The organism is Shewanella sp. SR1 (genome assembly GCF_020447145.1).
Classification (GTDB): Bacteria; Pseudomonadota; Gammaproteobacteria; order Enterobacterales; family Shewanellaceae; genus Shewanella; species Shewanella baltica.
The window spans coordinates 371,863-396,740 of sequence record NZ_JAJAEF010000001.1; the positions used below are offsets into that span (position 1 = coordinate 371,863).

Here is a 24,878-nt window from a genome sequence, read left to right on the forward strand (position 1 = left end):
GAAGATCACTCCTTAAAAGCGATCTCGATCGAAAGCACTCACGAAGAGAGAGCATAGCGGAAAAAAATGTCTATGGGGTCAGACCATTTGACAGAGCTGAGCTATCTCAGCTCAGACTGCCAAATTCAGCTATCGCTGTGACGCGATATTGCTTAACTCACCAATCCAAAAATGGTCAGCAGTGACAGTACCGCGACGATAAGTGTAAAGTTGCGTTTACTGAGCACTAATAATGCTAAGGTTGACTGTACACATATAGGTGCACTCGCGACCTCAGGTAAAGGTTGCGCTGCTAATGCCGTCTCAACAACGACAGTGCGAGCACTGGTATTTATGGTCAAACCATGATGGCGCCATGCGGCTAACCCTTCGCTAAATTGGCCACTTAACGCATAACCAAAGGCAAAGATGCGGCTAGGTAACCAATCCAACACGCTAATCACTTCATTGACTAATGGCAGTTCAAGGGATTTACGGGCATTTTCTTCGGCATAAAAACGCACTGTGCAATACAACACAGCACCGACTGGCCCCAGAAAAATGAAGAACAAAGCAACGGCGCCGTAATAACGATAGTTAATCCAAGCGACACTTTGACCCACTTTAGCGCCAAGGTCTTTCTCGGATACCGCATCCAAACACTCGCTACAATCGAGCTCAGCGGCATAATGGTAACAAGCTTGGACGTCAGAACGACAAGCCGCTTGCATATATTTCTTGAAAATATCACGCTGTTTCTGATGGTTAAAACAAACCACCGCTACGACAATCCATAGCGCTAAACTTAATAAGCCCCAAAACATGCCCGCCACTAACCAAGACAATACATACACCAACAAGGCTGGCAGCAATAACGCTAGCGCCATCATAACGCTCGTCAGTGATGCTTTATCACCAAAAAACGTCGTTTGGTAGGATTGCAATAAACGATCAAATTGCCATGATGAAGGAAGAAATTTAAGTCGCTCCACTAAAATGGCGACCAAGAGTGAAAATAATGCCATGGGCTGTACCTCTATAATTTGTCCATAAATAGTCTAGGTTTGTGTGAAATACGTCTAAAATCCAAAAACCTAAGAGCGCAACGCCTGAGTATATTCCTTTAGCTTCTCTAAATATCTTTCCCAATCAAAACTTTGCCCAGGATCTGTTTTGCGCATTGGCGCAATATCACAATGACCCACAATTCGTTCGGTACTCAGCGATGGATACTCAGCCAACAGTGCTTGCGTCAACGCTGTCAGTGACTGATATTGCTCAGGTGTGTAAGGTTCAGTATCTGTGCCTTCCAGCTCAATACCAATGGAGAAATCATTACAATTCTCTCTCTCACCATAACGAGAAAGCCCTGCATGCCAAGCCCTATCGTTACAACTCACGTACTGCACACGCTCGCCATTACGGCGGATCAAAAAGTGCGCCGAGACTTCCAAGCCCTGCAGCTGTGCAAAACTGGCATCGGCATTGGTATCTAAACACCCTTGAAATAATTGATCAATATAAGGTAATCCAAAGCAACCTGCTGGCAGGCTAATATTGTGGATCACCAACAAACTCACTTCACCCAAGGGACGTTGATTAAAATGTGGTGACTCACAACGCCTTGCACCCTCACACCAACCCAATTCAAACCGCATTATGAGCTTATCCTCTATGCCACATATACTGAGTTACTCTAACAGTATTCAGCCAAGCAAAGAAGAAACCCAGCGCACGGAACTGACTGACTTCATCATCTTTTAATGTTGAGATCATTGAGCAAGCCATTCACTCCCAACTTAAATAAGCCAGAGGTTGAGTCCTGCCGCACAATCTTCCAAGCTGTTCCGTGAGACCTAAGGCCGTGGTAATCTTAACCTAAGATGCAAGTAGGTCGTCAGTAATTAAAGAATGCAAGGACCCCGCTCATGTTAGAAAACGATATTCGCCAGTCAGTAAAATCCGCCCTCAGTGAAGACTTAGGTGGCACCGAAATCAACGATCAAACCAAGGCCATCGCTTATGGTGATATCACAGCAATGTTGATCCCTGCTGATAAGTACGCTGAAGCCACCCTTATTACCCGTGAAGAAGGCGTTTTTTGTGGAAAAGCATGGGCCGAACAAGTTTTTAATCAACTCGGTGGGGAAGTCGCACTGCATTGGCATGTGGATGATGGCGATCTGGTATTACCTAACCAACTACTGTGTGAACTCTCAGGCCCAGCACGCACGATTCTCACCGGCGAACGCACGGCAATGAACTTTATCCAAACCCTGTCTGGCGTTGCGACCTTAACTAAGCATTATGTCGATAAACTGGTGGGCACTCACACTCGCCTATTAGATACTCGCAAAACCATTCCAGGCCTGCGCACTGCCCAGAAATATGCCGTCACCTGCGGCGGCGGCAAAAACCATCGCATTGGCTTATATGATGCATTTTTGATTAAAGAAAACCACATTATGGCCTGTGGTGGCATTCGCCAAGCCGTAGATACCGCCCGCAGCTTGTACCCGAACAAACCCGTTGAAGTCGAAGTGGAATCACTCGAAGAGCTCGCCTTAGCACTCGACTCTGGCACAGATATCATCATGTTAGATAACTTCGACATCACCAAAATGGTCGAAGCGGTTGAAATGAACAATCAATATAAAGCGAAAGGCGCCGGCGCTAAGCTTGAAGTCTCTGGCAATGTCACCTTGGACACCTTAGCCGAATTCGCCAAAACCGGTGTCGACTATATCTCAGTTGGTGCACTCACTAAGCATGTTCGCGCCCTAGACTTGTCTCTTCGATTGAAAGCTTAAAGCACTCACTCACTCACTAGAGGGTGAAACGTTCACTGAAAGCACCTCAGAACGTTTCACTTTCAACCTATTATAAAGCGATACATTTCTTCTGAGTTCCACTAGGCTAGCCCCTAAGTTATGCCTGTCACTATACATCCGCACCATCACCATCAACCCCAGACTCATCACGCTAACATGCCAGCAATTTGACTCGGCCAGCTTAGGTGCCAGTCAAACTGATAATGTCAAAAGTTTGTTATAACTTAACATACCAATAAGCCAGTTTTTTATACAAAAATGACACTTTATTAGTACTTTATACTTAAAAGTTGTTTCTTTTAGCTTAACTTTGTACTAACTTTTACACAGGCGAGATGGCCGTTTGGTCAACCTCACCTAAGGTCAGCACTGGAATGTCTGTCAAAAAACTCTAATTTGCGTTTTGAGGAGCACATGTTGAGGGACATTAGCCTAAGGTGCGGTTACCGAAATGATTTATTCAAACAGACATTAGCTCAGTAAAGTGGCTTTGGATAAATCAGCATGAGTCATTACACATGGGTCATTCAAGATCATCGGTGTACTGTTAATGTTACATAGATCATAAAAGTGATTTTATTAACATGAATGAGTAATAAAGTTTGTCGAGATAAAAAAATTTATAGGGTAAAACAGCGTTTAGGTTTAACACTCTATTCAACCACAGTAAGTCACTAAATAGTTAGCTGGAGAGAAAAATGAAGGCCATGAATTTAAACAAAGCATTAAATAAAAAAGCTCAGGGTTTTACCCTGATCGAACTGATGATCGTTGTTGCCATTATCGGTATTTTGGCAGCAATAGCATTGCCTGCGTATAAGGAATATGTAAACAAAAGCCGAGTCAATGCCTGTTTAGGTGAAGCAGCATCTTATACAAAATCAATTGTTGGTGCCGTTGTTTCTGAAATGCCTGTAAAACCAATTTATACAGCATCGGCATGTGATAATGGTGGTGATGCACCAACTGTTCAAGCAGATGCTGATGCCCTAGACCTTGCTGCTTTAACCACAGCAGCTAAATATACTTTTACAGCAAAGGATGAAGATGCTTCAGACATTGACTGCGACCTAACAACAACGACTTGCACTCTAGTAGTTGCTCCATAAGCTCCATGGCGAATAATTGTTCCACCAAAAGGAGTTAGCTATTTCTAACTCCTTTTATTTTCCAAATTAACTACTCAAATAATGTTGGTAATACATTTACTATGCCCTCATCCAATCTTCATTTAGGTTTATCCACTTTATTTATTCGTAAAGGTCTGCTAAATGAAGAGCAGATGGCTAACGCCATCACAAAATCCCGTCAGAATAAACATGGACTAGTGAGCACCTTAGTCCAAGAGAAACTAATCTCTGCTCGCGCTATTGCCGAACTATGTTATGAAGAATACGGCACACCGTTATTGGATTTGAATGAATTTGATATCGCCTCCATTCCAGAAGATTTCCTCAATAAAAAGCTGATTGAAAAACACCGCTGTTTACCCTTATTTAAACGTGGTAATCGCCTCTATATAGGTACATCAGACCCGACCAATATTGCCGCCCTCGAAGATTTCCAATTTAGCGCTGGCCTGCACGCCGAAGCCATTCTTGTGGAAGAAGATAAACTCGCTAAGGCGCTGGAAAAAATCCTTGAAGAAGACATCAGCGGGCTCGATATCAGTAGCATGGATGAGGCGGCGCTAGCGGGGATTGAAATTACCGATACAGATAGGCGCAACGAAGAACCCACTGGTGATAGCAGCGACGATGCACCTATCGTTATTTATATCAATAAAATTTTAACCGATGCCATCCGCAAAGGCGCATCGGATTTACATTTTGAACCCTATGAGAAACGCTACCGTATTCGTTTTCGCATTGACGGTATTCTGCACGAAGTATCAGAACCACCAGTAAGTCTTGCTAGTCGTTTATCAGCGCGGTTAAAAGTAATGTCAAAACTTGATATTGCCGAACGGCGTGTACCGCAGGATGGTCGAATTAAGATGAAGCTTTCCCGTACTAAGTCCATCGACTTTCGGGTAAGCACTCTGCCGACCCTGTGGGGCGAAAAAATTGTAATGCGGATCTTGGACTCATCCTCTGCACAATTAGGCATTGAAAAGCTTGGCTACGAGCCTGACCAAGAAAAACTCTATCTTGAGATGCTGGCAAAACCCCAAGGCATGATTTTAGTGACAGGCCCTACAGGTTCAGGTAAAACCGTCTCCCTTTATACTGGGTTAAACATTCTCAATACCGAAGAGCGTAATATTTCTACCGCAGAAGATCCGGTTGAGATTAACCTTGAAGGCGTGAACCAAGTTCACATTAACTTAAAGGCAGGCCTCACATTCGCATCCGCTTTACGTTCATTCCTACGTCAAGACCCCGATGTGGTGATGGTGGGTGAAATCCGCGATCTTGAAACCGCCGAGATTGCCATTAAAGCGGCGCAAACGGGTCACTTAGTCTTATCGACCTTGCACACAAACTCGGCGGCAGAAACCTTAACCCGTTTAATCAACATGGGTGTGCCAGGTTATAACATCGCCAGCTCAGTGAATCTGATTATTGCCCAGCGCTTAGCCCGTCGCCTCTGCTCTGAATGTAAACAAGCTGAAGTGATACCCGAGCATGAATTACTGCGCCTAGGCTTTGCCCAAGCGCAAATTACTCAGGGATTTACCACCTTTAAGCCTGTTGGCTGTGAGCATTGCTCTGCGGGCTACAAGGGCAGAGTCGGTATTTACGAAGTAATGAAGATGTCCGATGAAATAGCCCGTACTATCATGGAGGGTGGTAATTCTTTGCAAATTGCCTCCCAAGCTAAAGCCCAAGGAATGCGAGATTTACGGCAATCAGGATTATTAAAAGTGATCCATGGTGTAACGAGTATTGCTGAAGTCAACCGAGTCACGAGTTTCGACTAAACTCCATATCCACACAAAAGAATGGGTAATAAAACTACCACTTTCAATATTTATGCTTAATACTTAACGTCTGTATTAATAATCTTATCCCCTTAATTTAATAAGAATTATCTAGGAAACATTATGGCTACGGCAACCACAGTAAAAAAGCCTCGCGCCAATAAGAACGACAAAAAGAGCCAACCTAAAATTTATACCTTCGAATGGAAGGGGCTCAATCGTGATGGCAAAAAAACTGGCGGAGAGTTAAAGGGGACTACCGTAGCCGAAATAAAAAGTCAGCTTAAACAGCAAGGTGTCAACCCAAAGGTTGTCCGCAAAAAAGCCTCACCATTATTCTCACGCAATCCTGATATTAAGGCCATGGACATCGCCATGGTGACTCGGCAAATCGCCACTATGTTAGCCGCAGGCGTTCCTTTAGTGACCACCATAGAAATGCTTGGTCGGGGTCACGAAAAGCAAAAAATGCGCGAACTACTCGGCACTGTGCTATCAGAAATTCAATCGGGCATTCCACTTTCAGACTCGCTACGTCCTCATAGACGTTACTTCGATGACTTATATGTCGACCTTGTCGCGGCAGGAGAGCATTCAGGCTCGCTCGATGCGGTATTCGATCGTATTGCCACTTATAGGGAAAAAGCCGAGCAGCTGAAATCTAAAATTAAAAAAGCCATGTTTTATCCCGCTGCTGTAGTGGTGGTTGCGATTTTAGTGACCACATTACTACTCCTCTTTGTGGTACCACAATTCGAAGAGATTTTTAATAGCTTTGGTGCTGAACTCCCTGCATTTACACAGTTCATTATTGGCATATCACGTTTTTTACAAAGTTCTTGGTATATCTTCTTTTTTGCCATTGTCATCAGTATTTGGTTGTTTGTACGCGCCCACCGTAACTCACAGGTCGTTCGGGATAGAGTCGATGAGTTGGTGCTCAAAATTCCCGTTATCGGTAATATTTTGCATAAAGCTGCCATGGCACGTTTTTCCCGCACCTTAGCCACGACATTTGCCGCTGGCGTCCCCTTAATCGATGGTATGGAATCTGCCGCTGGCGCATCGGGTAATGCAGTTTATCGTAAAGCCTTGCTCAAAGTACGCCAAGAAGTGATGGCGGGTATGCAGATGAACGTGGCTATGCGCACCACTGGACTATTTCCCGATATGTTGATCCAAATGGTGATGATAGGTGAAGAGTCTGGATCACTGGATAATATGCTCAATAAAGTCGCCAATATTTATGAAATGCAAGTGGATGATGCCGTCGATGGTTTATCAAGCCTCATCGAACCTATTATGATGGTGGTTATCGGGACACTTGTAGGTGGTTTGATTGTAGGCATGTACCTACCTATCTTCCAAATGGGAAATGTCGTAGGCTAACGCTTCACTTCAATAATAGAAAAGTTAATAACAAGAACAGCTAATGAATGAATTTATCTCCCTTTTGGGCCAGTCTCTAAACCAGAGTCCTTGGCTCTTTATTGCTCTAAGCTTTATTTTTGCCGCTACCATTGGTAGTTTTTTAAACGTGGTGATCCACAGATTTCCTGTGATGATGAAACGAGAATGGCAGCAAGAATGCAATCAGTATTTGCAGGAATACCACGAAGACATAGTCAAAAAAATCGGTATAGAACAACTCAATAAACCTATTGATGCCTTCCCTGAAAAATATAATCTTGTTGTTCCGGGCTCAGCCTGCCCTAAGTGCAAAACGGCGATTAAACCTTGGCATAATTTACCCGTATTAGGCTGGTTAATGCTCAAGGGGAAATGCGCCGCCTGTCACGCCCCTATTTCTGCCCGCTACCCCATTATTGAATTCGTCACAGGGCTACTTATCGCGACTTTAGCTTGGCATTTTGGTCCAAGCTGGCAGTTTATTTTTGCGAGCATACTCACCTTTATGCTTGTAGCACTGACGGGTATCGATCTTGATGAGATGTTACTCCCCGATCAAATGACGTTGCCGTTACTTTGGCTAGGCTTGATAATCAATTTAAATCATACCTTTGCGAGCCCAACCGATGCGATTATCGGTGCGGCGGCAGGCTATTTGAGTCTATGGTCCATTTTCTGGTTGTTTAAAATCCTCACCGGCAAGGAAGGCATGGGCTATGGCGACTTTAAATTACTCGCCGTGTTCGGTGCTTGGCTTGGCTGGCAAATGCTGCCGCTGGTGATTTTACTTTCGTCCCTCGTTGGCGCAGTCGTTGGCATCACTATGATTGTTAGTAAACGCCTGAAACAAGGGAATCCAATCCCATTTGGCCCCTATATTGCCGCAGCTGGCTGGATAGCCTTGCTATTTGGGCAACAGATTGTCGATTGGTACCTATCGACACTGTAAGATCTAGCAAATTAAGCACAAAGCTATCCGGAGTATGTTATGTCAAAGTTTGTCGTTGGCCTTACAGGCGGCATCGGCAGCGGTAAAACGACTGTTGCCAATTTGTTCGCCGCCGAAGGGGTTGCCTTAGTCGACGCCGATATCGTTGCCCGCGAAGTTGTCGCTCCGGGTTCAAAAGGACTGGAAGCGATCGTAACTCATTTTGGTGCTGAGATATTAACACCAGAGGGTGAACTCGATCGCGCCAAGTTACGGCAGCGGATATTTAGCCATCCTGAAGAGCGCGAATGGCTAAACCAACTATTACACCCCATGATCCGCCAAGAAATGCTAGCGCAGGTAGAAAAAGCGACCTCGGCCTATGTAATGATGGTCGTGCCCTTGCTATTTGAGAACGGGTTAGATAGGTTAGTCAATCGGACTTTAGTGGTGGATATTTCACCTGAGTTGCAAATAAATCGCACCGTAAAACGTGACAATGTTGATGCATCTCAAGTTAATAACATCATTAGTAGCCAATGTAGTCGCAGCGAAAAACTCGCCAGAGCCGACGACATTATTGATAATCAAGGAGAGATATCAACCTTAAAACGAGAGGTGCTAGCATTGCACCAGCTATATTTACAACTTTCTGGTACTGATAACGCCCATGACTGAATTAGTTTACGAACAGCCCCTAAACGAGAAAATTCGCAGCTACTTGCGGCTCGAATACCTCGATAAACAGCTGCAAAGTAACCTAAATCATGACCACCAACATAGATGTTTTTATCCGCTGTTTTCCCTCTGTGAATTGTCCGAACGCTGTGATTATCGTAATGAAGTATTAAAAGACATTGAACGGCACTTGCTGCAACTCAGCAAATGGCAAGAATTAGATCACGTCGACCACCAGCAAATCGATCTTTATATCAACGCCCTCACCCAAGCCCGCGAACCGTTGCAAAAGCCAGAACGCTTCGGCAGCCAACTAAAACAAGACAGATTTATTTCTGCGCTACGACAACGCTTTGGCATGCCGGGCGCCTGCTGTAACTTCGATCTGCCGCAACTGCATTATTGGCTAGCTAAACCTTGGGAAGAAAAACAACAAGACTACCGCTCTTGGATATCGCATTTCGAACCTTTACTCACCCCCATCACCCTATTGCTCCAACTTACTCGCAGCACAGCACATTACGACAATGCCGTTGCCCATGCTGGCTTTTATCAGGGTGATAGTGCTCAAGCACTTGCTTTAGTACGAGTCAAAGTCGATGCCTCCCACGGTTGTTATCCTACGATTAGCGGCCATAAAAACCGTTTTGCAATCCATTTTGTGCAGTTTGAACAACAACGCCACTCCGACCGTTCGATTGATTTCTTACTGGCTACCTGTGCATGAAGCCTTTACACTAATGGCCTGAAAGACATTAGTATTGGCGGCCGCTGTATCGCCGTTAACCAAGAGAACAATTATGCCATTGACCGTTAACTGCCCTATATGCAAAGCCCCTGTCGAGTGGGTGCCACAATCTGCATTTAAACCTTTTTGCAGCGAGCGCTGTAAGCTCATCGACCTCGGCGATTGGGCGTCAGAAAAGCATGTCATCCCTGTGAAGGCCGAATTTGATCCCGAAGCATTTGATGAATTTGATCTCGATGAAGGCGACTTTTTTAAAGAATAATGCGAAGCGCTAACAGCTCAGCTTACGCCATCACAGCGATTAATTTGCCCAACTCTCTACTCAATAGATAAAAATTATGACTAAACGCATCCATGTTGCCGTCGGCATTATTACTAACTCGGCCGGTGAAATTCTGTTGGCAAAACGCCCAGACCATTTACATCAAGGTGGGAAATGGGAATTTCCTGGCGGCAAAGTTGAGGCGGGCGAAACGGTCACTCAAGCGCTGATCCGTGAACTCAAAGAGGAAGTTGCACTCGATGTCACCGATAGTCAGCCATTTATGGCGCTGAGTTTCGATTATCCCGATAAACAAGTACTACTCGATATCCATTCAGTCGCAGAGTTTAACGGCACAGCTCAAGGCCTCGAAGGTCAGCTTATCGCTTGGGTCACTAAAGCCGATTTAATTAATTACGACTTCCCCGAAGCTAACAAGCCTATTCTAGAAAAAATTCTCGCTCAGTAATCGAGCCATTTACCTCATTATATCAACGCGCTCTATCCCCGAATCGCAATTCGGGGATGAACTATTTCAATGTCTTAACTCCGCAAACCATGCAATCCTGTGATCGTTAAGCTTACATACCCAAACCACCTGAAGATGCAGGATTCAGCGGGAATTTAACGCACTTTAGGCAAGGCCATTTATTGCTCCTGCATAAATGGCATTCACGCCATCCATGGCGATTGCGGCTATTTGCAGACCTAGCGGGCTAAGTTAAAAATAACCAACACAGCATAAAGTGCGTTACCCCGTGGTTAACATCAGCCGCCGCGACGGAGCGCCTAGGGCACTCCACTTCCGTGTTGCATCAATTCAAAAGGTGGCCGACATTTTGTCATTGATGCGCCTTGAATTGAAGCACCCTAGGCGCTCTGAAACTCGTATCTTCAGGTAGCTTGGGTATAGATATTAGCAATGCGTGATCTAGCTTGCAGCAAATCAATGATCCGCTTTAATCGCATCGAGAATAATGTTTGAATCAAGCTTCATTCTTTCTCTTCGATTTTAAGGGCGCATCATGCACAATAACGTTAAGGCATTCATAGCCACTACTGCCTTATTTTTTAGTTGTCAGGTACTAGCCAATGGTGGCTGTGGATTTGAAGAACAACAACAGGGCTTAATTGCGACCTGCAGCGAGGAGAAACAAGAAGTGATTTTAACTGGCATAGTCGAAGCACAACATTTAGTCACAGATCTCAATGAGTTTGCCGAAGGGTATAAAAGCTACCAGGTCGACACTGCGGCAATCAATCCGCTTAAAAGCGTCACCGAACCAACTGAAATTATTGTGATCATTGGTACTTGGTGTCCAGATTGTCACCGTGAAACACCGCGCTTTATCCGTATTATGGAAGAAGTCGCCAATCCCAATATCAAAGTGACCTATATTGGTGTCGACCGGACGAAGAAAGATCCCGAAGGCTTAGCTGCCAAATACGACTTTACCCGTATTCCAACCTTTATTGTGCTACAGCAAGGTAAAGAAGTTGGCCGTATCGTAGAGCGCCCAACCGTTTCCTTAGAGAAAGATCTCGCCGATGTATTGAAATAAGCGATGCAGTACACACAATAAAGGCCGCATAGCGGCCTTTGGTTTTTATCCATTCAGAGAAAGCTTAGCTCGCTTCGTCAATAATTCGCTGCGCGAGCATCACTAAAACACCTTCACGTAATGCGCCGCCAGATAAGGCTAAATGCTCTATCCCCAGCAACTCAAACAAAGCCAATAAAATAGCGACACCCGCTGCAAAAGTCGGTGCCCGCTCGCTACAAAGCCCAGCGATCCCCATTAAGCTAATATCTTCTTGGGCGAGAATTTCAGCCTTCAACTGAGTGAGCACATCGAGCGTTATCGTCTCAGATAAGCCACGGTGAAGCAGTACTTCAACCACAGATTGTACCGCACCAGAGGCGCCAACAACACAATGCCAACCGAGATCGCGTAGCGTTTGTCTATGCTCAGCTAATGCGATTAGCACTTGCTGCTTGGCATCATCAAAATCTAACTGCTGCAGCGGTAAGCTACTAAAAAATTGGCGATTATAAGTTACGCTACCAAAAGGCAAACTGGTTTTGAACAACACTTGATGCCCATCGCCGATAATAAACTCAGTGCTCGCCCCGCCGATATCTATCACTAAACGGCGGCCTTGACCACAGGTGGTTGCCACCATGCCTTGATAGATAAGCTCAGCTTCACGCATGCCTGAGATGATTTCAATTGGATGACCAAGGAGTGGCAATGCACGCCGATTAAACTCATCGGCATTGCTGATACTGCGAAGGGTTGCGGTAGCAATCACAGCGACATGATTTGCTTCAATCTTATGTTGCACCAACATTTGGGCAAACATACTCAAACAGTCGAGGCCGCGCTGCATCACGTCATGGCTTAAGTTGCCATCGTCGCCTATACCTTCGGCGAGCCTCACCTTGCGTTTATATTTCGCAATAATATGCGGCTGACCACCACGAGTTTTGGCGATCAGCATATTAAAACTGTTTGAGCCTAATGTTATAGCGGCATAAGCGGGTGTTGGCATTTACGAATGTCTACGTGTCCTATCATGACGAGGAGGGCGAGCACCACTGCGTTGCGCACCTGGACGACTTGTCCCAGAACGATCACGCAGGTTTCGAGTGCCGCTCGGGTGTTTACGGTGGATCTTCGCTGGCGTAGGAATATCGGCCAATAAAGCTTCACTGTCGTAATTACTCACTGGAATCGAATGATTAATATAGCTTTCGATTGCTGGCAAGTTCAACGCGTACTCTTCACAGGCAAAGCTTATCGACATGCCCTTATTACCCGCACGACCCGTACGACCGATTCGGTGCACATAGTCTTCACAATCATCAGGTAAATCATAGTTATACACGTGTGAAACGTCAGAAATATGTAAACCGCGAGCCGCGACATCAGTAGCAACCAATATATCTAATTGGCCACTGGTAAACTGCTCAAGAATACGAATACGTTTTTTCTGTGGCACATCACCCGTTAACAAACCCACGCGATGTCCGTCACCTTCAAGCCAAGACCAAAGCGTTTCACAGCTGTGCTTAGTGTTAGAGAAAACGATGGCCTTTTCTGGCCAATCTTCTTCAATCAAGGTCAGCAACAAACGCATCTTCTCTTCTTGCGAAGGATAGAAGATTTCTTCTTTGATGTTTTTAGAGGTTTTTTCTTCAGGAGCGATTTCGACTTTAACTGGCTCGTTCATATGATCATAAGCCAGCTCTTGCACTTTCATCGACAAGGTTGCCGAAAATAGCATATTAAGACGTTGATTTGCCTCAGGCATACGTCTAAACAAGAAGCGGATATCTTTGATAAAACCTAGATCGAACATACGATCGGCTTCATCTAATACTACAGCCTGAATAGAATTCAGACCGATAATGCCTTGGCGAACGTAGTCGATAATTCGACCCGTAGTACCAATCAAGATATCAACACCTTGATCTAATACTTTACGCTGTACATCGTAACTTTCGCCGCCATAAACAATACCCACCTTTAAGTGAGTGTGTTTAGCGAGTAAAATCGCATCTTTAGCAATCTGAATCGCCAGCTCGCGAGTCGGAGCCATAATGATGGCGCGGGGCTGATTAATCAGTCGACCTTCAGGTACGGGAGTCGATAATAAGTGATTAAAAGTGGCGACCAAAAAGGCCATTGTCTTGCCAGTGCCCGTTTGTGCTTGACCAGCGATATCTTTTGATTGAAGTAATACAGGCAGTGATAACGCCTGGATCGGCGTACAAAATTCGAAGCCATTCTCGGCAAGGGCCTGTTTAACCTCAGGATGTAGAGGTAGGTCGGCAAACCTTTGGGTAGATAGATGTGTTTCGCTCATAGCGCAAGCTTACCTGTTGAGGTTGCAATAAGATACTCGATCGTTTGAAATAGCCACATTGTAAAAAGGTAACTTGAAAAGCTATTTTTCAGCCCCAATATACATGGTAAGCCATTAACAAACCAGCAATGGCACCCAAACTGGAGAACATCATGAGCGATAAAATTATATACCTGAGTGACGACAGCTTCGAAAACGACGTATTAAAGTCTGATTTGCCAGTATTGGTAGACTTCTGGGCCGAGTGGTGTGGTCCTTGTAAAATGATCGCTCCAATTTTAGACGATGTGTCTGAAGAATATGCAGGCCGCGTGACTATCGCTAAATTAAACGTTGACCAAAACAATGTTTCTCCAGCGAAATATGGTGTTCGTGGCATCCCAACTTTACTGTTATTCAAGAACGGCGAATTAGCCGCAACTAAAGTTGGCGCACTCTCAAAAACGCAATTAAAAGAGTTTATCGACGCGCAAATCTAATTTGATGTGGTAATGAGTGACCTCCGGCACAAGCTATAAATTAATTGTGCCGGAATTTCCCTAAATTTCTGGACGCCCCGCTTTGTTAGTGCTACTTTAATAACCAGATTCTTTCTAATAACCTCTTCTCGCTCGTCAATCACTATCCTGAATTACATCCTTACTGATTGATCGCGGTAAGCTTTGTCGCGTAACACAAGACCCCCAAAATGAACTTAACTGAATTAAAAGACACGCCGATTTCTGACCTAGTCTCGCTAGCTGAAAATATGAAGCTCGAAAATATGGCCCGCGCTCGCAAGCAGGACATTATTTTCTCAATCCTTAAAGCCCACGCAAAAAGTGGAGAAGACATTTTCGGTGGTGGGGTATTAGAAATACTCCAAGACGGTTTCGGCTTCTTACGCAGCTCAGACGGTTCTTATTTAGCTGGTCCAGATGACATCTATGTCTCACCAAGCCAAATTCGCCGCTTCAACATGCGAACGGGTGATACCATTTTTGGTAAAATTCGCCCACCGAAAGAAGGCGAGCGTTATTTTGCCCTATTGAAAGTCAACGAAGTTAACTTCGATAAACCAGAAAACTCCCGTAATAAAATCCTCTTTGAAAACTTAACCCCACTCCACGCAGAAGAACGTATGCGTATGGAGCGTGGCAACGGCTCAACTGAAGATATTACCGCACGTATTCTGGATTTATGTTCACCGATTGGTAAAGGTCAACGTGGTTTGATCGTTGCACCACCAAAAGCCGGTAAAACGCTATTACTTCAAGGTATTGCTCAGAGTATCAGCTACAACAACCCAGAAGTGGTGTTGATGGTATTGCTGATCGACGAACGCCCAGAAGAAGTAACTGAGATGCAACGCCTCGTTAAAGGTGAAGTAATTGCATCAACCTTCGATGAGCCAGCCAGCCGTCACGTTCAAGTTGCCGAAATGGTGATTGAAAAAGCCAAACGTTTGGTTGAACACAAGAAAGACGTGGTTATTCTACTCGATTCTATTACTCGTCTAGCCCGTGCCTATAACACTGTTATCCCGTCATCGGGCAAAGTGTTAACCGGTGGTGTGGATGCAAACGCCCTGCACCGTCCAAAACGCTTCTTCGGTGCAGCACGTAACATCGAACACGGCGGCAGCTTAACCATTATCGCCACTGCTTTGGTTGATACGGGTTCTAAGATGGACGAAGTGATCTACGAAGAATTTAAAGGTACAGGTAACCAAGAGCTGCATCTGTCACGTAAAGCGGCAGAAAAGCGTGTGTTCCCAGCCATTGACTTCAACCGCAGTGGTACGCGTCGTGAAGAAAAACTCACGACTCAAGAAGAACTGCAAAAAATGTGGATCCTGCGTAAGATTTTAAATCCTATGGATGAAGTCAGCGCAATGGAATTCTTAATCGACAAATTGGCTATGACCAAGACTAACGAAGAATTCTTTACCGCCATGAAACGCGCTAAGTCTTAATCTTCGCGAGTCGCCAAAAAAAGCCGCATCATGCGGCTTTTTTGTTTCTTAAATCCTAAGATTTTTTTACTGCCAGTATTTGACCTAAGCTTTTACTCAAAGCCTGTGTGCGCTGCCGCAGCATTTCCCGCAGCAACAAGACAACAGGCGTCACATGCTCGCGTCCTGGGCACACTAAGTACAAATCGACTGGCTCACCTTGATACTCAGGCAACAATCGTACTAACCGCCCTGAAATTAAGTCATCGGCCAGATCTAGACTCGACTTAAATACCAATCCTTTACCCGCCACAGCCCAACGACGAGCTATTTCCGCATCGTTAGCACTGCGGTTGCCCGTGACACGCACTTTATATTCTTGCCCATCGCGCCTAAATTGCCATTGGTCGTGGGTTCGCTCATCTAACTTATAAAACAAGCAATTATGCTCTATCAGCTGTTCTAATGAATCTGGCACACCAAACTCGGCCAGATATTCAGGTGAGGCGCACAAGACACGATCAACACTGCAGAGCGGAAATGCCACTTGGTTTGAGTCCTGCGGTTTGCCGTAACGCACCGCGACATCAATTTTATCGTGATAAAAGCTGCTGATATTATCGCCAAGATGCAAGCGCACTTGCAATTGTGGGAAATCGAGCAAGAACTCATCGAGCCAAGGCACAAACAGATTACGGCCAAAATCCGAAGAAACCGACAGGCTTAAGGTGCCGGATATCTTACCTTTGTCACTGGCGATGGCTTGCTCACCGAGCGCTAAATCGCTTAAAGCACGACGACAATGAATAAGATAACGCTCACCTTGTACTGTCAAACGTAAGCTGCGAGTTGTACGGATAAATAAGCTAGTATCGAGCTGTTTTTCAAGCCGTTTTATTGCGGCACTGGCAGAAGCAGCGGAGATATCCATCTCGGCCGCAGCGGCAGAAATATTGCCACAATCGGCGACCCGCACGAACAAAGCTAAATCATTAATCAACATGATTATCAAAAATCCTTTGAAAAAATTACAAACTTTACCCTGTTTATCTCTTAGCTAATATTCCACACAATGGCCACACGATACAAGTACGCTTAAACAAATCGGCTCCAGCCAGTACACCCAGAGGAATTAACATGAAAGCCATTGGTTACCAAACGGCAGGTGCCATCACAGCACCCAATGCCTTAGAAGACATCACGTTAGCCGAACCGACGGCGATAGGGTTTGACCTCTTGGTGGAAGTCAAAGCCATTTCCGTCAATCCGGTCGACACTAAAATCCGCGCATCCAGCTCGGCACCAGCGGGCGAATATAAGATCATCGGCTGGGATGCCGTCGGCGTCGTCAAAGCAGTTGGCGAAAACGTCAGTCTTTTCAACGTCGGTGATGAAGTGTGGTACGCGGGCGACATTAGCCGCAGCGGCAGTTATGCCGAATATCAATTGGTTGATGAGCGAATTGTCGGCCATAAACCTAAGAGTTTAACTTATGCCCAAGCGGCGGCATTACCCTTAACCGGAATTACAGCATGGGAGATTCTATTCGACCGCTTAGGTTTGCCCCAAGATGGTTCGGCAACTGACGCCCGTATTTTAATTATCGGCGCGGCAGGTGGCGTTGGCTCTATCATCACTCAGCTGGCGGTAAAACTCACAGGGGCAGAGGTGATAGGCACTGCCTCTCGCCCAGAATCCACCGCTTGGGTGCAAAAACTCGGCGCCGATGCTGTTATCGACCACACCAAGCCACTTTCACAGGAGCTTGCCAATATTGGCATTACTGATGTGACCCATGTGATTAGCTTAACCCAAACCGATCAACATTTTGATGAAATAGTACAAGTGCTTAAGCCACAAGGAAAACTAGCATTAATCGATGATCCTAAGGGGCCATTAGATGTGATGAAACTTAAGCGTAAAAGCTTATCCTTACACTGGGAACTGATGTTTACCCGCAGCCTATATCAGACCGAGGATATGATTGCGCAACATCACTTACTCAACCGCTTAAGCGCCCTTATCGATACAGGCGAGTTACAGAGTACGTTCGGTGAACACTACGGCACCATTAATGCCCAAAACTTAATCAAAGCTCACGCTCAGATAGAGTCTGGCAAAGCGATCGGTAAAATTGTTTTAGAAGGTTTTAACCAATGAAAATAACAGTATTTGCCCAAATCATAGCGAATCAAGGCCAAAGCGACGCGCTATTTAAGATACTCAAGCAACTCGTGACAGACACACATACCGAGGCTGGCTGCATCGAATACAAACTGCATCACTCATTAGATGATGAAAATATCTTCTGGATGTACGAAATTTGGCAATCCCAAGCGGCATTGGATGAGCATATGGCGAGTGCGCATTTCCAAGTATTTGTCGCCCAAACGGCAGACTTAATCAGTCGAGCTGACATCCATAAAAGCTACGCCTGTTAATCAATAAAAAGCGCCAAACGAGTTGGCGCTTTTCATTTTTCATAATGAATTAAATCAAAGTCATGGCCATCTTGCGGCGTAAATAGGCGATTTGCTGCATGTGTGGCAAATCCTTAGGACAGTTGTCTTGGCAGCCGAGTAAAGTCATACAACCAAACACCCCATCCTGATTGCCAATTACATGATAAAAATCTTCGGCACTGCGCGCATCACGGCTATCCATCTCGAAACGGGCAATTTTCATCATACCTACGGCACCGACAAAGGTTTCACGCATTTGTTTGGTCGCACAAGCTGAAACACACACGCCGCACTCAACGCAGCGCTCTAGCTCATACAGTCGCGCAGCTTCGTCTGGATCCATTGGATCTTCGAGGCGATGCACGCTGATATCATTAGTCTTAGGGTGTAACCACAGCTTTAAGCGTTCGGCGAGTTCACGCATAAATTTACCGGTATTGACTGATAGGTCGCCAATCAACTCAAAGCCTGGCAGCGGCATTAGAGTGATTTCGCCCTTAGGGTATTTGGCGGTTAAGGTACGACACGCTAACGTCGGGAAACCGTTAATCACCATAGCGCAACTGCCACAAATGCCCGCACGACAAACAAAGTCGAACTGCATCGAGGTATCTTGTTCTTCCCTGAGTTTATTGAGGGCGATAAAGACCGTCATACCCGGCGTTTCAGTGAGCTGATATCGCACCATTTTCGGCTTATCGTTTGGCTCCTGCGGATCATAACGAAAGATATTAAAGGTTAACTGACGACCTTGGCTCATTATGATTTTTCTCCTAACGCATTGGCGGACGGGCTTTTTAAAGTATCACTTAAACGTTCATTATTAGGTTGTAAGCTTTCGGGTAATTCAAAGGGCATAAGCGCCCGCTGGCGTTGATAACGGTCCGCATCATCACCTAACTCAGCTAAAATATTGGCAATCTCCTGTTCACGTTTTTCGGTATTGGGATGCACTATGGCGTTGTTAATACCATAGCCACGATAACCCGGAGGGAGTTCCATCTTCATTACATCGAGCGCTTCGTAATTAAGCACAGGTTCGAGCGCATCGGGATCGGGCCAACTGGCTAAGGTGCGATTTAGCCAGTCTCGATCATTGCGCTGTGGATAATCTTCTCGAGCATGGGCACCACGACTTTCGGTTCGTGCCGCTGCGCCGCAGGCCACAGTCAGCGCCACTTTTAGCATACGCTTGACCCGCAGGGCTTCAACTAACTCAGGATTGGCGTGACGTTTCTTACACTTAAGCCCAAGTTTGCGCGAACGTTCAAGCAGCACTTTAAGTTCAGCGACGGCCTTATCAAGCTCAGGGCCATTACGGAAAATCCCCACATAGTCCATCATGATGCGCTGCATTTCGCGTTTGAGTGCAAAAGCGCTCTCGTGACCATCACCTTCGATCAGCAGATCAATTTCACTCTGCACCTGCTGCATAAAGCGTTCTGCAAGCTGAGTGTCTATCTCTAGGCTATTGTTCTCACAAAAATCGGCGACATATTTACCAATAATCATGCCACCAACCACGGTTTCGGCCAGCGAATTACCGCCTAAACGGTTAAAACCATGCATGTCCCAACACGCCGCTTCGCCGACGCTAAACAAGCCTTTAAGCTGCGGGCTTTCACCCGTGGCATTGGTTCGAATGCCGCCCATGGAATAATGCTGCGTTGGCCGTACTGGGATCCAATCCTTAGCGGGGTCGATACCGAGGAAGTTCTCACAAATTTCCTGCACTTCCCTTAGGTTAGTTTCAATGTGCTTGCGACCCAGAAGGGTAATATCCAGCCACAAATGCGGCCCATAGGGGCTATCGACGCCCTTACCTTTCCGTATGTGTTCTGTCATGCGGCGCGATACCACATCCCGCGATGCCAACTCTTTTTTATCGGGCTCATAGTCTGGCATAAAGCGATAACCGTCTTTATCGCGCAATAAGCCACCATCACCACGGCAGCCTTCCGTGGTTAAAATGCCCACGGGCACGATAGCAGTCGGATGGAATTGTACCGCTTCCATATTGCCAAGCCTTGCCACGCCCGTTTCCAACGCGAGTGCTTGACCAATGCCTTCGCAGATGATCGCATTGGTCGACACTTCATAAATGCGGCCATATCCGCCAGTGGCAATGGTGGTGGACTTAGCCACATAGGCCCTGAGTTCTCCGGTTATCAAACAGCGGGCGATCACCCCATGGCAACGTTTACCATCGTGAATAAGTGCCAACGCTTCGATACGTTCATGGACGGGAATATCCATAGAAATCGCTTTGTTATCCATAGCGTATAACAGCGAATGACCCGTACCATCGGCCGTGTAGCAAGTGCGCCATTTTTTTGTGCCGCCAAAGTCACGGGCGTTAATCAGTCCATGGGCTTCCTGCGCCTCATGCAGTGTCACTTTTTGCGCGTTCACAATCACGTCTCTTGGGCCTGCACTCACCCTTGACCAAGGCACGCCCCACGTCGCCAATTCACGTACAGCCTTGGGCGCACAGTGAGCAAACATCCGCGCCACATCTTGATCGCAGCCCCAGTCGGAACCTTTTACCGTATCTTGAAAATGCACATCTTCATCATCGCCCATGCCTTTTACGGCATTGCCTAAGCTCGCCTGCATACCGCCTTGGGCGGCAGCTGAGTGGGAGCGTTTCGCAGGAATGAGTGACAGGGCTAAGGTATCGAGCCCCCGCTCTTTGGAGGCGATGGCGACCCTTAAGCCTGCAAGTCCGGCGCCTACCACTAATGAATCGGTATAAATCAGTTTCACGCCTGCTCCTTAATCGGGTCTATTATTCTTGTGCAGTTTGCTGTGTTCGACATTCTATTCATTAATAAGCTTATTCATTGATTTACTTATTCATTAATTTCTGGCGGAGTTAACTCGCATGGGGTAAAAACGCCAGCAGCGAAGCTATGCCGACGGTGACAAATAGCACGCTCACTATAGTTTTGATCTTACGTAATCGGTTGCGACTATTGAGATCCCGCGCCGCGCCCCATTTTAAGGCCACACGGTAAATACCAATCGCCGCATGTAACTCCACCGTAAGCAGCAACGGCAGGTAAACCATCCACACACCTTGGTTCCAAATACGGTCAGCGCTCCCTTGGGCACCAATGGTTTCGGGGGCTGAGCCAATAAGCCACAGATGCACAGGCAGCAAGAGTAAAATCACCACACCGGTAATGGCTTGCCAGCGCCACAGACGCGTATCACTGTGGTTGATCACTTGCATTTGTTGCCGCAGTGCCCTTTGCTGACGCAGGCTCATAGGTAACTTTTGCAGCGCAACTAACACATGCACTAACGCTAGAGCGGCAATGCCCATTGCAATAGCCGTCACCACCCAGGGATAACCGTGGCCATCGTCAGAAAGAAAACTCAACTCCATAGTGCGCGCCACCCAATTCATGGCATCGCTACCCAGTAAAATCGATGACACTAAGACTAAGTGGGTCCACAGAAAGACCGCGAGGATGACGCCAGACACGCTCTGACTTAAATCCAGCCAAGCACTCCATTTTTTAATAGTTAGTTTGATCGCCATCCTCTCGCCTCACGCCGTTGACCTTATCGAGCCAATCTCATTAAGTCTTACTGCAAATTAATATCGCTCACATATCCACATGAAAACGTGAGCCAGATCAATTGAGTGCTGAATAATTAACCTAATGCTTAAATAATAGCAGTGAAACAAAATCCTGCTGCCAGCTCAAAGCCTACTCAGGCACAAAGGGCTGCACAGGAATACCCAGCTCACTACCGATAAACAGATAGGACACTAGGCTCGCAGTCCCCAGACATAGCAGATAGATAATCAACACCTTAGCTACTTTTCGTAGACCTGAGCGTTTGGTGGTTATGCCCCACTTTACCGCGACGCGATACAGACCAATCATGGCGTGCACAACCACAGCAGGCAGCAACAGCGCATATAACAACCAAGCATTGTCGTGATACACCCGCTCGGCCGATAAATGCGGACCAATTTCGGGATTCAAAATCATAGTGAAGAGATGAACAGGAACGAGAAAAAATAAGATAAAGCCGCTGATCAGTTGCCAAAACCACGCATGGGTGTCCTTGTGGTTGATGCTGCCCATGTGCGAGCGCAGGGCGCGCCATTGCCCCAGTTGCGCGGGAAAACGCCGCAGTGCCACCGCCGCATGCACTATCACCACCAGCAACATAAACACTGAAAACACTTTAGTGACTATGGGGAAACCGTGTCCAGTGCTGCTGAACATGCCACCTTCAAGCAACTGCACCACACGATAAAAGGCCTCTTTTCCCAGCAAAATGCTCGACTCAAAATGCATATGCAGCAATAAAAAGCTGCCGAGCATAATCCCAGTCGCGCTCTGTAGCCTGTCAGCCTTTGCCGACCAAGGATGACCTAGCGGCGTACTCACCCTATTGTGAACTCGAGTTATGCTTGTCATCTTAGATTCACCTATGTCGTTCGTCGTTGGCACCTCTTGGCAAACTACACCATAGCAGCAACGTAGATCCGGCCTCAGTGTCACAGATTTAAAGCGTGAGCCAACTCACCTGGCTGAGTGCAACTCTTAGAAGAAGATCACAAAAAACATACCGAACAAAACAAAGGTAAACCAATTAACCAATATATTTCATAGTGTTATATTAAATATTAAAACTGACAATTCGTTTTTTAATACTAATCAATACGCGTTCGCTAACACCTTGTCTACGCAGACAAAAAACGCTATGCCACGATAGTCAGTCGCAGAACCTTAAGCCATGGTTTACAATAGCGCGATATTTTGAACCCTTAGCTTTTGCACACTCAGCCACAGGATGCCCCCATGCCTTGGATCCAACTCCGTATAAACACCAATAGCGATGACGCTGAAACCATCAGCGACTTGCTCATGGAAGAAGGCTCAGTCTCTATCACCTTCGAAGACGGTAAAGACACCCCTATTTTTGAACCTAAACTGGGCGAAACCCCACTGTGGCGCGATACCGTTGTCGTTGCCTTATTCGATGCAGAAACCGATCTGACACCGACCATCGCCATGTTGAAAACCTTGCCTTTCCTCGGCGAAAACTTCAGCCATAAGGTCGAACAAATTGAAGATAAAGACTGGGTGCGTGAGTGGATGGATAACTTCCACCCCATTCAATTCGGCACACGTCTTTGGATCTGCCCAAGCTGGCGCGAGATCCCCGATCCAACTGCAGTCAATGTGATCCTCGATCCAGGTCTTGCCTTCGGTACTGGCACTCACCCTACGACAGCACTGTGTTTAGAGTGGTTAGACAGCTTAGATTTAAGCAATGAAGAAGTGATCGACTTTGGCTGTGGCTCTGGCATCTTAGCCGTAGCCGCACTGAAACTGGGCGCGAAAAACGTCACAGGTATCGATATCGACTATCAAGCCATCGACGCCTCACGTGCCAACGCCGAGCGCAATGATGTCGCCGACAAGCTAGCCTTGTACTTGCCAGAAGACCAACCCGCCGATCTCAAAGCCGATGTTCTGGTCGCCAATATTCTTGCCGGCCCACTGCGTGAATTAGCGCCTTTGATCGCAGAACGCGTAAAAACCGGTGGCAAACTTGCCCTTTCCGGTCTCCTCAAAGAACAAGCCCAAGAAATCTCTGACTTTTATAGCCAATGGTTCGATATGGACGCAGCGGCTCACAAAGAAGATTGGAGCCGCTTGACAGGCAAGCGTAAATAGCGCTAAAGGGTGGCGCAACATGCGCCACCGCTGGCTTCTAACTATTCAGCCTCTGACTTCTCGCCGATTAAAAGTCAAGAAAAAAAATTACATCTAGGTCATTTATTGACCTTTTCACGGCCAACAAAAAGGGCTACTATAGCGCCCCTTTGAAGAGCTAAGGTGAAACATAAAATGCAGATTGGACCCTATCAACTGAACAATCAGCTGATCGTGGCACCAATGGCAGGTGTCACTGATCAAGCTTTCCGTAATCTTTGTCTTCGTTATGGCGCAGCCCTAGCGGTTTCCGAGATGCTTTCATCCAATCCTGAGGTTTGGGATACAGATAAAAGCCGCCAGCGCATGACGCATTCTGGCGAGGAAGGCATCCGCTCAGTGCAAATTGCAGGAGCCGATCCTGATTTAATGGCGCAAGCCGCGTTGTTCAATGTTGAACAAGGCGCTCACATCATTGATATCAATATGGGTTGCCCCGCGAAAAAAGTGAATAAAAAGCTGGCTGGCTCAGCGCTGATGCAAAACCCGCCGCTGGTAAAAGAGATTTTACAAGCCGTGGTCGCCGCAGTGAATGTGCCCGTCACGTTAAAGATTCGCACCGGCTGGGAGCCAGAACACAAGAATGGTGTTCAAATCGCCCAGATTGCCCAAGATTGTGGCATCGCCTCGCTCGCCGTTCACGGTCGCACGAGACAATGTATGTACAGAGGCGACGCTGAGTACGACACGATTAAAGCAATCAAACAGAATGTCTCGATTCCTGTCGTCGCTAATGGGGATATCGACAGTCCGGAGAAAGCCCGCTTTGTGCTGGAATACACCGGTGCCGATGCCTTGATGATAGGACGGGGTGCTCAAGGACGGCCTTGGATTTTCAGAGAAATCCAGCACTACTTGGAAACGGGTAATAAGCTAGCGCCCATTGAGGTTGCCGAACAGCGTCAAGTGATGCTGGAACACCTCACCAAACTGTATGATTTGTATGGTGAATACAAGGGTATCCGCTTCGCCAGAAAACATATGGGATGGTACCTAGACCAAGAAGCTCAGCGCCAATTTAGGGCTGACTTTAATCGGCTGGAAACCGCTGCAGAACAGTATTCCCTCGTGGAATGTTATTTTGATGAATTAGTACAGAATTAATAA

The 24,878-nt window shown here is 46.4% G+C and carries 25 protein-coding genes; 16 read left to right on the forward strand and 9 right to left on the reverse strand.

The genetic code is table 11. The features are described 5' to 3' along the window. Window positions 1–152 precede the first annotated feature (152 nt). The gene (gene ampE / locus KV201_RS01605; protein WP_226058329.1) at window positions 153–1,004 is read right to left on the reverse strand and encodes a beta-lactamase regulator AmpE; all 852 of its coding nucleotides are present in this window, start codon (window positions 1,002–1,004) and stop codon (window positions 153–155) included. A 69-nt stretch (window positions 1,005–1,073) separates the two neighbouring features. Next, a complete protein-coding gene (ampD, locus tag KV201_RS01610; RefSeq protein WP_226058330.1) occupies window positions 1,074–1,637 on the reverse strand; it encodes a 1,6-anhydro-N-acetylmuramyl-L-alanine amidase AmpD in 564 nt (187 codons plus the stop codon). A gap of 270 nt (window positions 1,638–1,907) precedes the next feature. Between ampD and nadC the strand changes: the two genes are divergently transcribed. The 10 genes from nadC (at window position 1,908) to KV201_RS01660 (ending at window position 11,321) form a co-directional block, all read left to right on the forward strand. Beyond that, window positions 1,908–2,789 carry a carboxylating nicotinate-nucleotide diphosphorylase gene (gene nadC, locus KV201_RS01615; protein ID WP_226058331.1) on the forward strand — a complete coding sequence of 294 codons (882 nt, stop codon included), beginning with the start codon at window positions 1,908–1,910 and terminating at the stop codon, window positions 2,787–2,789. A gap of 719 nt (window positions 2,790–3,508) precedes the next feature. Further along, window positions 3,509–3,919 (forward strand): prepilin-type N-terminal cleavage/methylation domain-containing protein, encoded by a 411-nt coding sequence (locus KV201_RS01620; protein WP_226058332.1) that lies wholly within the window; start codon window positions 3,509–3,511, stop codon window positions 3,917–3,919. A gap of 101 nt (window positions 3,920–4,020) precedes the next feature. Beyond that, window positions 4,021–5,733 carry a type IV-A pilus assembly ATPase PilB gene (pilB, locus tag KV201_RS01625; RefSeq protein ID WP_226058333.1) on the forward strand — a complete coding sequence of 571 codons (1,713 nt, stop codon included), beginning with the start codon at window positions 4,021–4,023 and terminating at the stop codon, window positions 5,731–5,733. A 123-nt stretch (window positions 5,734–5,856) separates the two neighbouring features. Beyond that, a complete protein-coding gene (locus KV201_RS01630) occupies window positions 5,857–7,122 on the forward strand; it encodes a type II secretion system F family protein (RefSeq protein WP_226058334.1) in 1,266 nt (421 codons plus the stop codon). Window positions 7,123–7,165: 43 nt separating this feature from the next. Next, the gene (locus KV201_RS01635; RefSeq protein WP_226058335.1) at window positions 7,166–8,092 is read left to right on the forward strand and encodes an A24 family peptidase; all 927 of its coding nucleotides are present in this window, start codon (window positions 7,166–7,168) and stop codon (window positions 8,090–8,092) included. A 39-nt stretch (window positions 8,093–8,131) separates the two neighbouring features. Continuing rightward, entirely contained in the window at window positions 8,132–8,749 is a 618-nt protein-coding gene (gene coaE / locus KV201_RS01640) for a dephospho-CoA kinase (protein WP_226058336.1), read from the forward strand. Continuing rightward, window positions 8,742–9,476: a cell division protein ZapD gene (zapD, locus tag KV201_RS01645; RefSeq protein ID WP_006083354.1), complete on the forward strand. Its 735-nt coding sequence runs from the start codon at window positions 8,742–8,744 to the stop codon at window positions 9,474–9,476. The genes coaE and zapD overlap by 8 nt, the downstream gene beginning before the upstream one ends. A gap of 73 nt (window positions 9,477–9,549) precedes the next feature. Continuing rightward, complete coding sequence (gene yacG / locus KV201_RS01650; RefSeq protein ID WP_006083355.1) at window positions 9,550–9,759, forward strand: DNA gyrase inhibitor YacG; 210 nt, start codon at window positions 9,550–9,552, stop codon at window positions 9,757–9,759. Window positions 9,760–9,835: 76 nt separating this feature from the next. Continuing rightward, window positions 9,836–10,228, forward strand: a complete 393-nt coding sequence (gene mutT / locus KV201_RS01655) for an 8-oxo-dGTP diphosphatase MutT (RefSeq protein WP_071940677.1) — start codon at window positions 9,836–9,838, stop codon at window positions 10,226–10,228. 556 nt (window positions 10,229–10,784) lie between these two features. After that, window positions 10,785–11,321 carry a thioredoxin family protein gene (locus KV201_RS01660; protein ID WP_226058337.1) on the forward strand — a complete coding sequence of 179 codons (537 nt, stop codon included), beginning with the start codon at window positions 10,785–10,787 and terminating at the stop codon, window positions 11,319–11,321. A gap of 64 nt (window positions 11,322–11,385) precedes the next feature. On the opposite strand, the gene KV201_RS01665 is transcribed toward KV201_RS01660, so the two are convergent. Both KV201_RS01665 and rhlB read right to left on the reverse strand, forming a co-directional pair. Continuing rightward, window positions 11,386–12,312, reverse strand: coding sequence for an exopolyphosphatase (locus KV201_RS01665; protein ID WP_226058338.1), 927 nt, complete (start codon window positions 12,310–12,312; stop codon window positions 11,386–11,388). Continuing rightward, window positions 12,313–13,629 carry an ATP-dependent RNA helicase RhlB gene (gene rhlB / locus KV201_RS01670; RefSeq protein WP_006083359.1) on the reverse strand — a complete coding sequence of 439 codons (1,317 nt, stop codon included), beginning with the start codon at window positions 13,627–13,629 and terminating at the stop codon, window positions 12,313–12,315. A 152-nt stretch (window positions 13,630–13,781) separates the two neighbouring features. Between rhlB and trxA the strand changes: the two genes are divergently transcribed. Together trxA and rho are read left to right on the forward strand one after the other, a co-directional pair. Beyond that, window positions 13,782–14,108 carry a thioredoxin TrxA gene (gene trxA / locus KV201_RS01675; protein WP_006083360.1) on the forward strand — a complete coding sequence of 109 codons (327 nt, stop codon included), beginning with the start codon at window positions 13,782–13,784 and terminating at the stop codon, window positions 14,106–14,108. A 209-nt stretch (window positions 14,109–14,317) separates the two neighbouring features. Continuing rightward, a complete protein-coding gene (gene rho, locus KV201_RS01680; protein WP_006083361.1) occupies window positions 14,318–15,583 on the forward strand; it encodes a transcription termination factor Rho in 1,266 nt (421 codons plus the stop codon). A gap of 55 nt (window positions 15,584–15,638) precedes the next feature. Here rho and KV201_RS01685 read toward each other — a convergent pair whose 3' ends face one another. Continuing rightward, window positions 15,639–16,565, reverse strand: coding sequence for a LysR family transcriptional regulator (locus tag KV201_RS01685; protein ID WP_011848013.1), 927 nt, complete (start codon window positions 16,563–16,565; stop codon window positions 15,639–15,641). A gap of 134 nt (window positions 16,566–16,699) precedes the next feature. Here KV201_RS01685 and KV201_RS01690 point away from each other — a divergent pair, with 134 nt between their 5' ends. Both KV201_RS01690 and KV201_RS01695 read left to right on the forward strand, forming a co-directional pair. Further along, window positions 16,700–17,722, forward strand: coding sequence for a zinc-binding alcohol dehydrogenase family protein (locus KV201_RS01690; protein WP_226058339.1), 1,023 nt, complete (start codon window positions 16,700–16,702; stop codon window positions 17,720–17,722). Beyond that, window positions 17,719–18,003 (forward strand): putative quinol monooxygenase, encoded by a 285-nt coding sequence (locus tag KV201_RS01695; RefSeq protein ID WP_226058340.1) that lies wholly within the window; start codon window positions 17,719–17,721, stop codon window positions 18,001–18,003. Before KV201_RS01690 ends, KV201_RS01695 begins: the two co-directional genes overlap by 4 nt. A gap of 49 nt (window positions 18,004–18,052) precedes the next feature. Here KV201_RS01695 and KV201_RS01700 read toward each other — a convergent pair whose 3' ends face one another. The 4 genes from KV201_RS01700 to KV201_RS01715 all read right to left on the reverse strand — a co-directional run bounded on the left by KV201_RS01700 (window position 18,053) and on the right by KV201_RS01715 (window position 22,466). Further along, the gene (locus tag KV201_RS01700; protein WP_226058341.1) at window positions 18,053–18,784 is read right to left on the reverse strand and encodes a fumarate reductase iron-sulfur subunit; all 732 of its coding nucleotides are present in this window, start codon (window positions 18,782–18,784) and stop codon (window positions 18,053–18,055) included. Further along, window positions 18,784–20,790 (reverse strand): fumarate reductase flavoprotein subunit, encoded by a 2,007-nt coding sequence (locus tag KV201_RS01705; RefSeq protein ID WP_226058342.1) that lies wholly within the window; start codon window positions 20,788–20,790, stop codon window positions 18,784–18,786. Before KV201_RS01705 ends, KV201_RS01700 begins: the two co-directional genes overlap by 1 nt. Window positions 20,791–20,899: 109 nt before the next feature. Continuing rightward, window positions 20,900–21,571, reverse strand: a complete 672-nt coding sequence (locus tag KV201_RS01710; protein WP_012588724.1) for a fumarate reductase cytochrome b subunit — start codon at window positions 21,569–21,571, stop codon at window positions 20,900–20,902. A 172-nt stretch (window positions 21,572–21,743) separates the two neighbouring features. Next, window positions 21,744–22,466 (reverse strand): fumarate reductase cytochrome b subunit, encoded by a 723-nt coding sequence (locus tag KV201_RS01715; protein WP_006083368.1) that lies wholly within the window; start codon window positions 22,464–22,466, stop codon window positions 21,744–21,746. A 384-nt stretch (window positions 22,467–22,850) separates the two neighbouring features. On the opposite strand from KV201_RS01715, the gene prmA reads away from it, so the two are divergent. Then, window positions 22,851–23,732 carry a 50S ribosomal protein L11 methyltransferase gene (gene prmA, locus KV201_RS01720; protein ID WP_063884687.1) on the forward strand — a complete coding sequence of 294 codons (882 nt, stop codon included), beginning with the start codon at window positions 22,851–22,853 and terminating at the stop codon, window positions 23,730–23,732. Between the two features lie 174 nt (window positions 23,733–23,906). Next, a complete protein-coding gene (gene dusB, locus KV201_RS01725; RefSeq protein ID WP_006083370.1) occupies window positions 23,907–24,875 on the forward strand; it encodes a tRNA dihydrouridine synthase DusB in 969 nt (322 codons plus the stop codon). Window positions 24,876–24,878: the final 3 nt, after the last annotated feature.

Coding starts and splice junctions, on each gene's coding strand:
- ampD (WP_226058330.1), bottom strand. CDS start 1,637: ATGCGGTTTGAATTGGGTTGGTGTGAGGGTGCAAGGCGTTGTGAGTCA.
- coaE (WP_226058336.1), top strand. CDS start 8,132: ATGTCAAAGTTTGTCGTTGGCCTTACAGGCGGCATCGGCAGCGGTAAA.
- ampE (WP_226058329.1), bottom strand. CDS start 1,004: ATGGCATTATTTTCACTCTTGGTCGCCATTTTAGTGGAGCGACTTAAA.
- yacG (WP_006083355.1), top strand. CDS start 9,550: ATGCCATTGACCGTTAACTGCCCTATATGCAAAGCCCCTGTCGAGTGG.
- KV201_RS01685 (WP_011848013.1), bottom strand. CDS start 16,565: ATGTTGATTAATGATTTAGCTTTGTTCGTGCGGGTCGCCGATTGTGGC.
- KV201_RS01715 (WP_006083368.1), bottom strand. CDS start 22,466: ATGACAAGCATAACTCGAGTTCACAATAGGGTGAGTACGCCGCTAGGT.
- pilB (WP_226058333.1), top strand. CDS start 4,021: ATGCCCTCATCCAATCTTCATTTAGGTTTATCCACTTTATTTATTCGT.
- KV201_RS01700 (WP_226058341.1), bottom strand. CDS start 18,784: ATGAGCCAAGGTCGTCAGTTAACCTTTAATATCTTTCGTTATGATCCG.
- KV201_RS01695 (WP_226058340.1), top strand. CDS start 17,719: ATGAAAATAACAGTATTTGCCCAAATCATAGCGAATCAAGGCCAAAGC.
- KV201_RS01660 (WP_226058337.1), top strand. CDS start 10,785: ATGCACAATAACGTTAAGGCATTCATAGCCACTACTGCCTTATTTTTT.
- KV201_RS01635 (WP_226058335.1), top strand. CDS start 7,166: ATGAATGAATTTATCTCCCTTTTGGGCCAGTCTCTAAACCAGAGTCCT.
- KV201_RS01630 (WP_226058334.1), top strand. CDS start 5,857: ATGGCTACGGCAACCACAGTAAAAAAGCCTCGCGCCAATAAGAACGAC.
- KV201_RS01710 (WP_012588724.1), bottom strand. CDS start 21,571: ATGGCGATCAAACTAACTATTAAAAAATGGAGTGCTTGGCTGGATTTA.
- KV201_RS01665 (WP_226058338.1), bottom strand. CDS start 12,312: ATGCCAACACCCGCTTATGCCGCTATAACATTAGGCTCAAACAGTTTT.
- rho (WP_006083361.1), top strand. CDS start 14,318: ATGAACTTAACTGAATTAAAAGACACGCCGATTTCTGACCTAGTCTCG.
- trxA (WP_006083360.1), top strand. CDS start 13,782: ATGAGCGATAAAATTATATACCTGAGTGACGACAGCTTCGAAAACGAC.
- KV201_RS01690 (WP_226058339.1), top strand. CDS start 16,700: ATGAAAGCCATTGGTTACCAAACGGCAGGTGCCATCACAGCACCCAAT.
- mutT (WP_071940677.1), top strand. CDS start 9,836: ATGACTAAACGCATCCATGTTGCCGTCGGCATTATTACTAACTCGGCC.
- KV201_RS01620 (WP_226058332.1), top strand. CDS start 3,509: ATGAAGGCCATGAATTTAAACAAAGCATTAAATAAAAAAGCTCAGGGT.
- nadC (WP_226058331.1), top strand. CDS start 1,908: ATGTTAGAAAACGATATTCGCCAGTCAGTAAAATCCGCCCTCAGTGAA.
- prmA (WP_063884687.1), top strand. CDS start 22,851: ATGCCTTGGATCCAACTCCGTATAAACACCAATAGCGATGACGCTGAA.
- rhlB (WP_006083359.1), bottom strand. CDS start 13,629: ATGAGCGAAACACATCTATCTACCCAAAGGTTTGCCGACCTACCTCTA.
- dusB (WP_006083370.1), top strand. CDS start 23,907: ATGCAGATTGGACCCTATCAACTGAACAATCAGCTGATCGTGGCACCA.
- zapD (WP_006083354.1), top strand. CDS start 8,742: ATGACTGAATTAGTTTACGAACAGCCCCTAAACGAGAAAATTCGCAGC.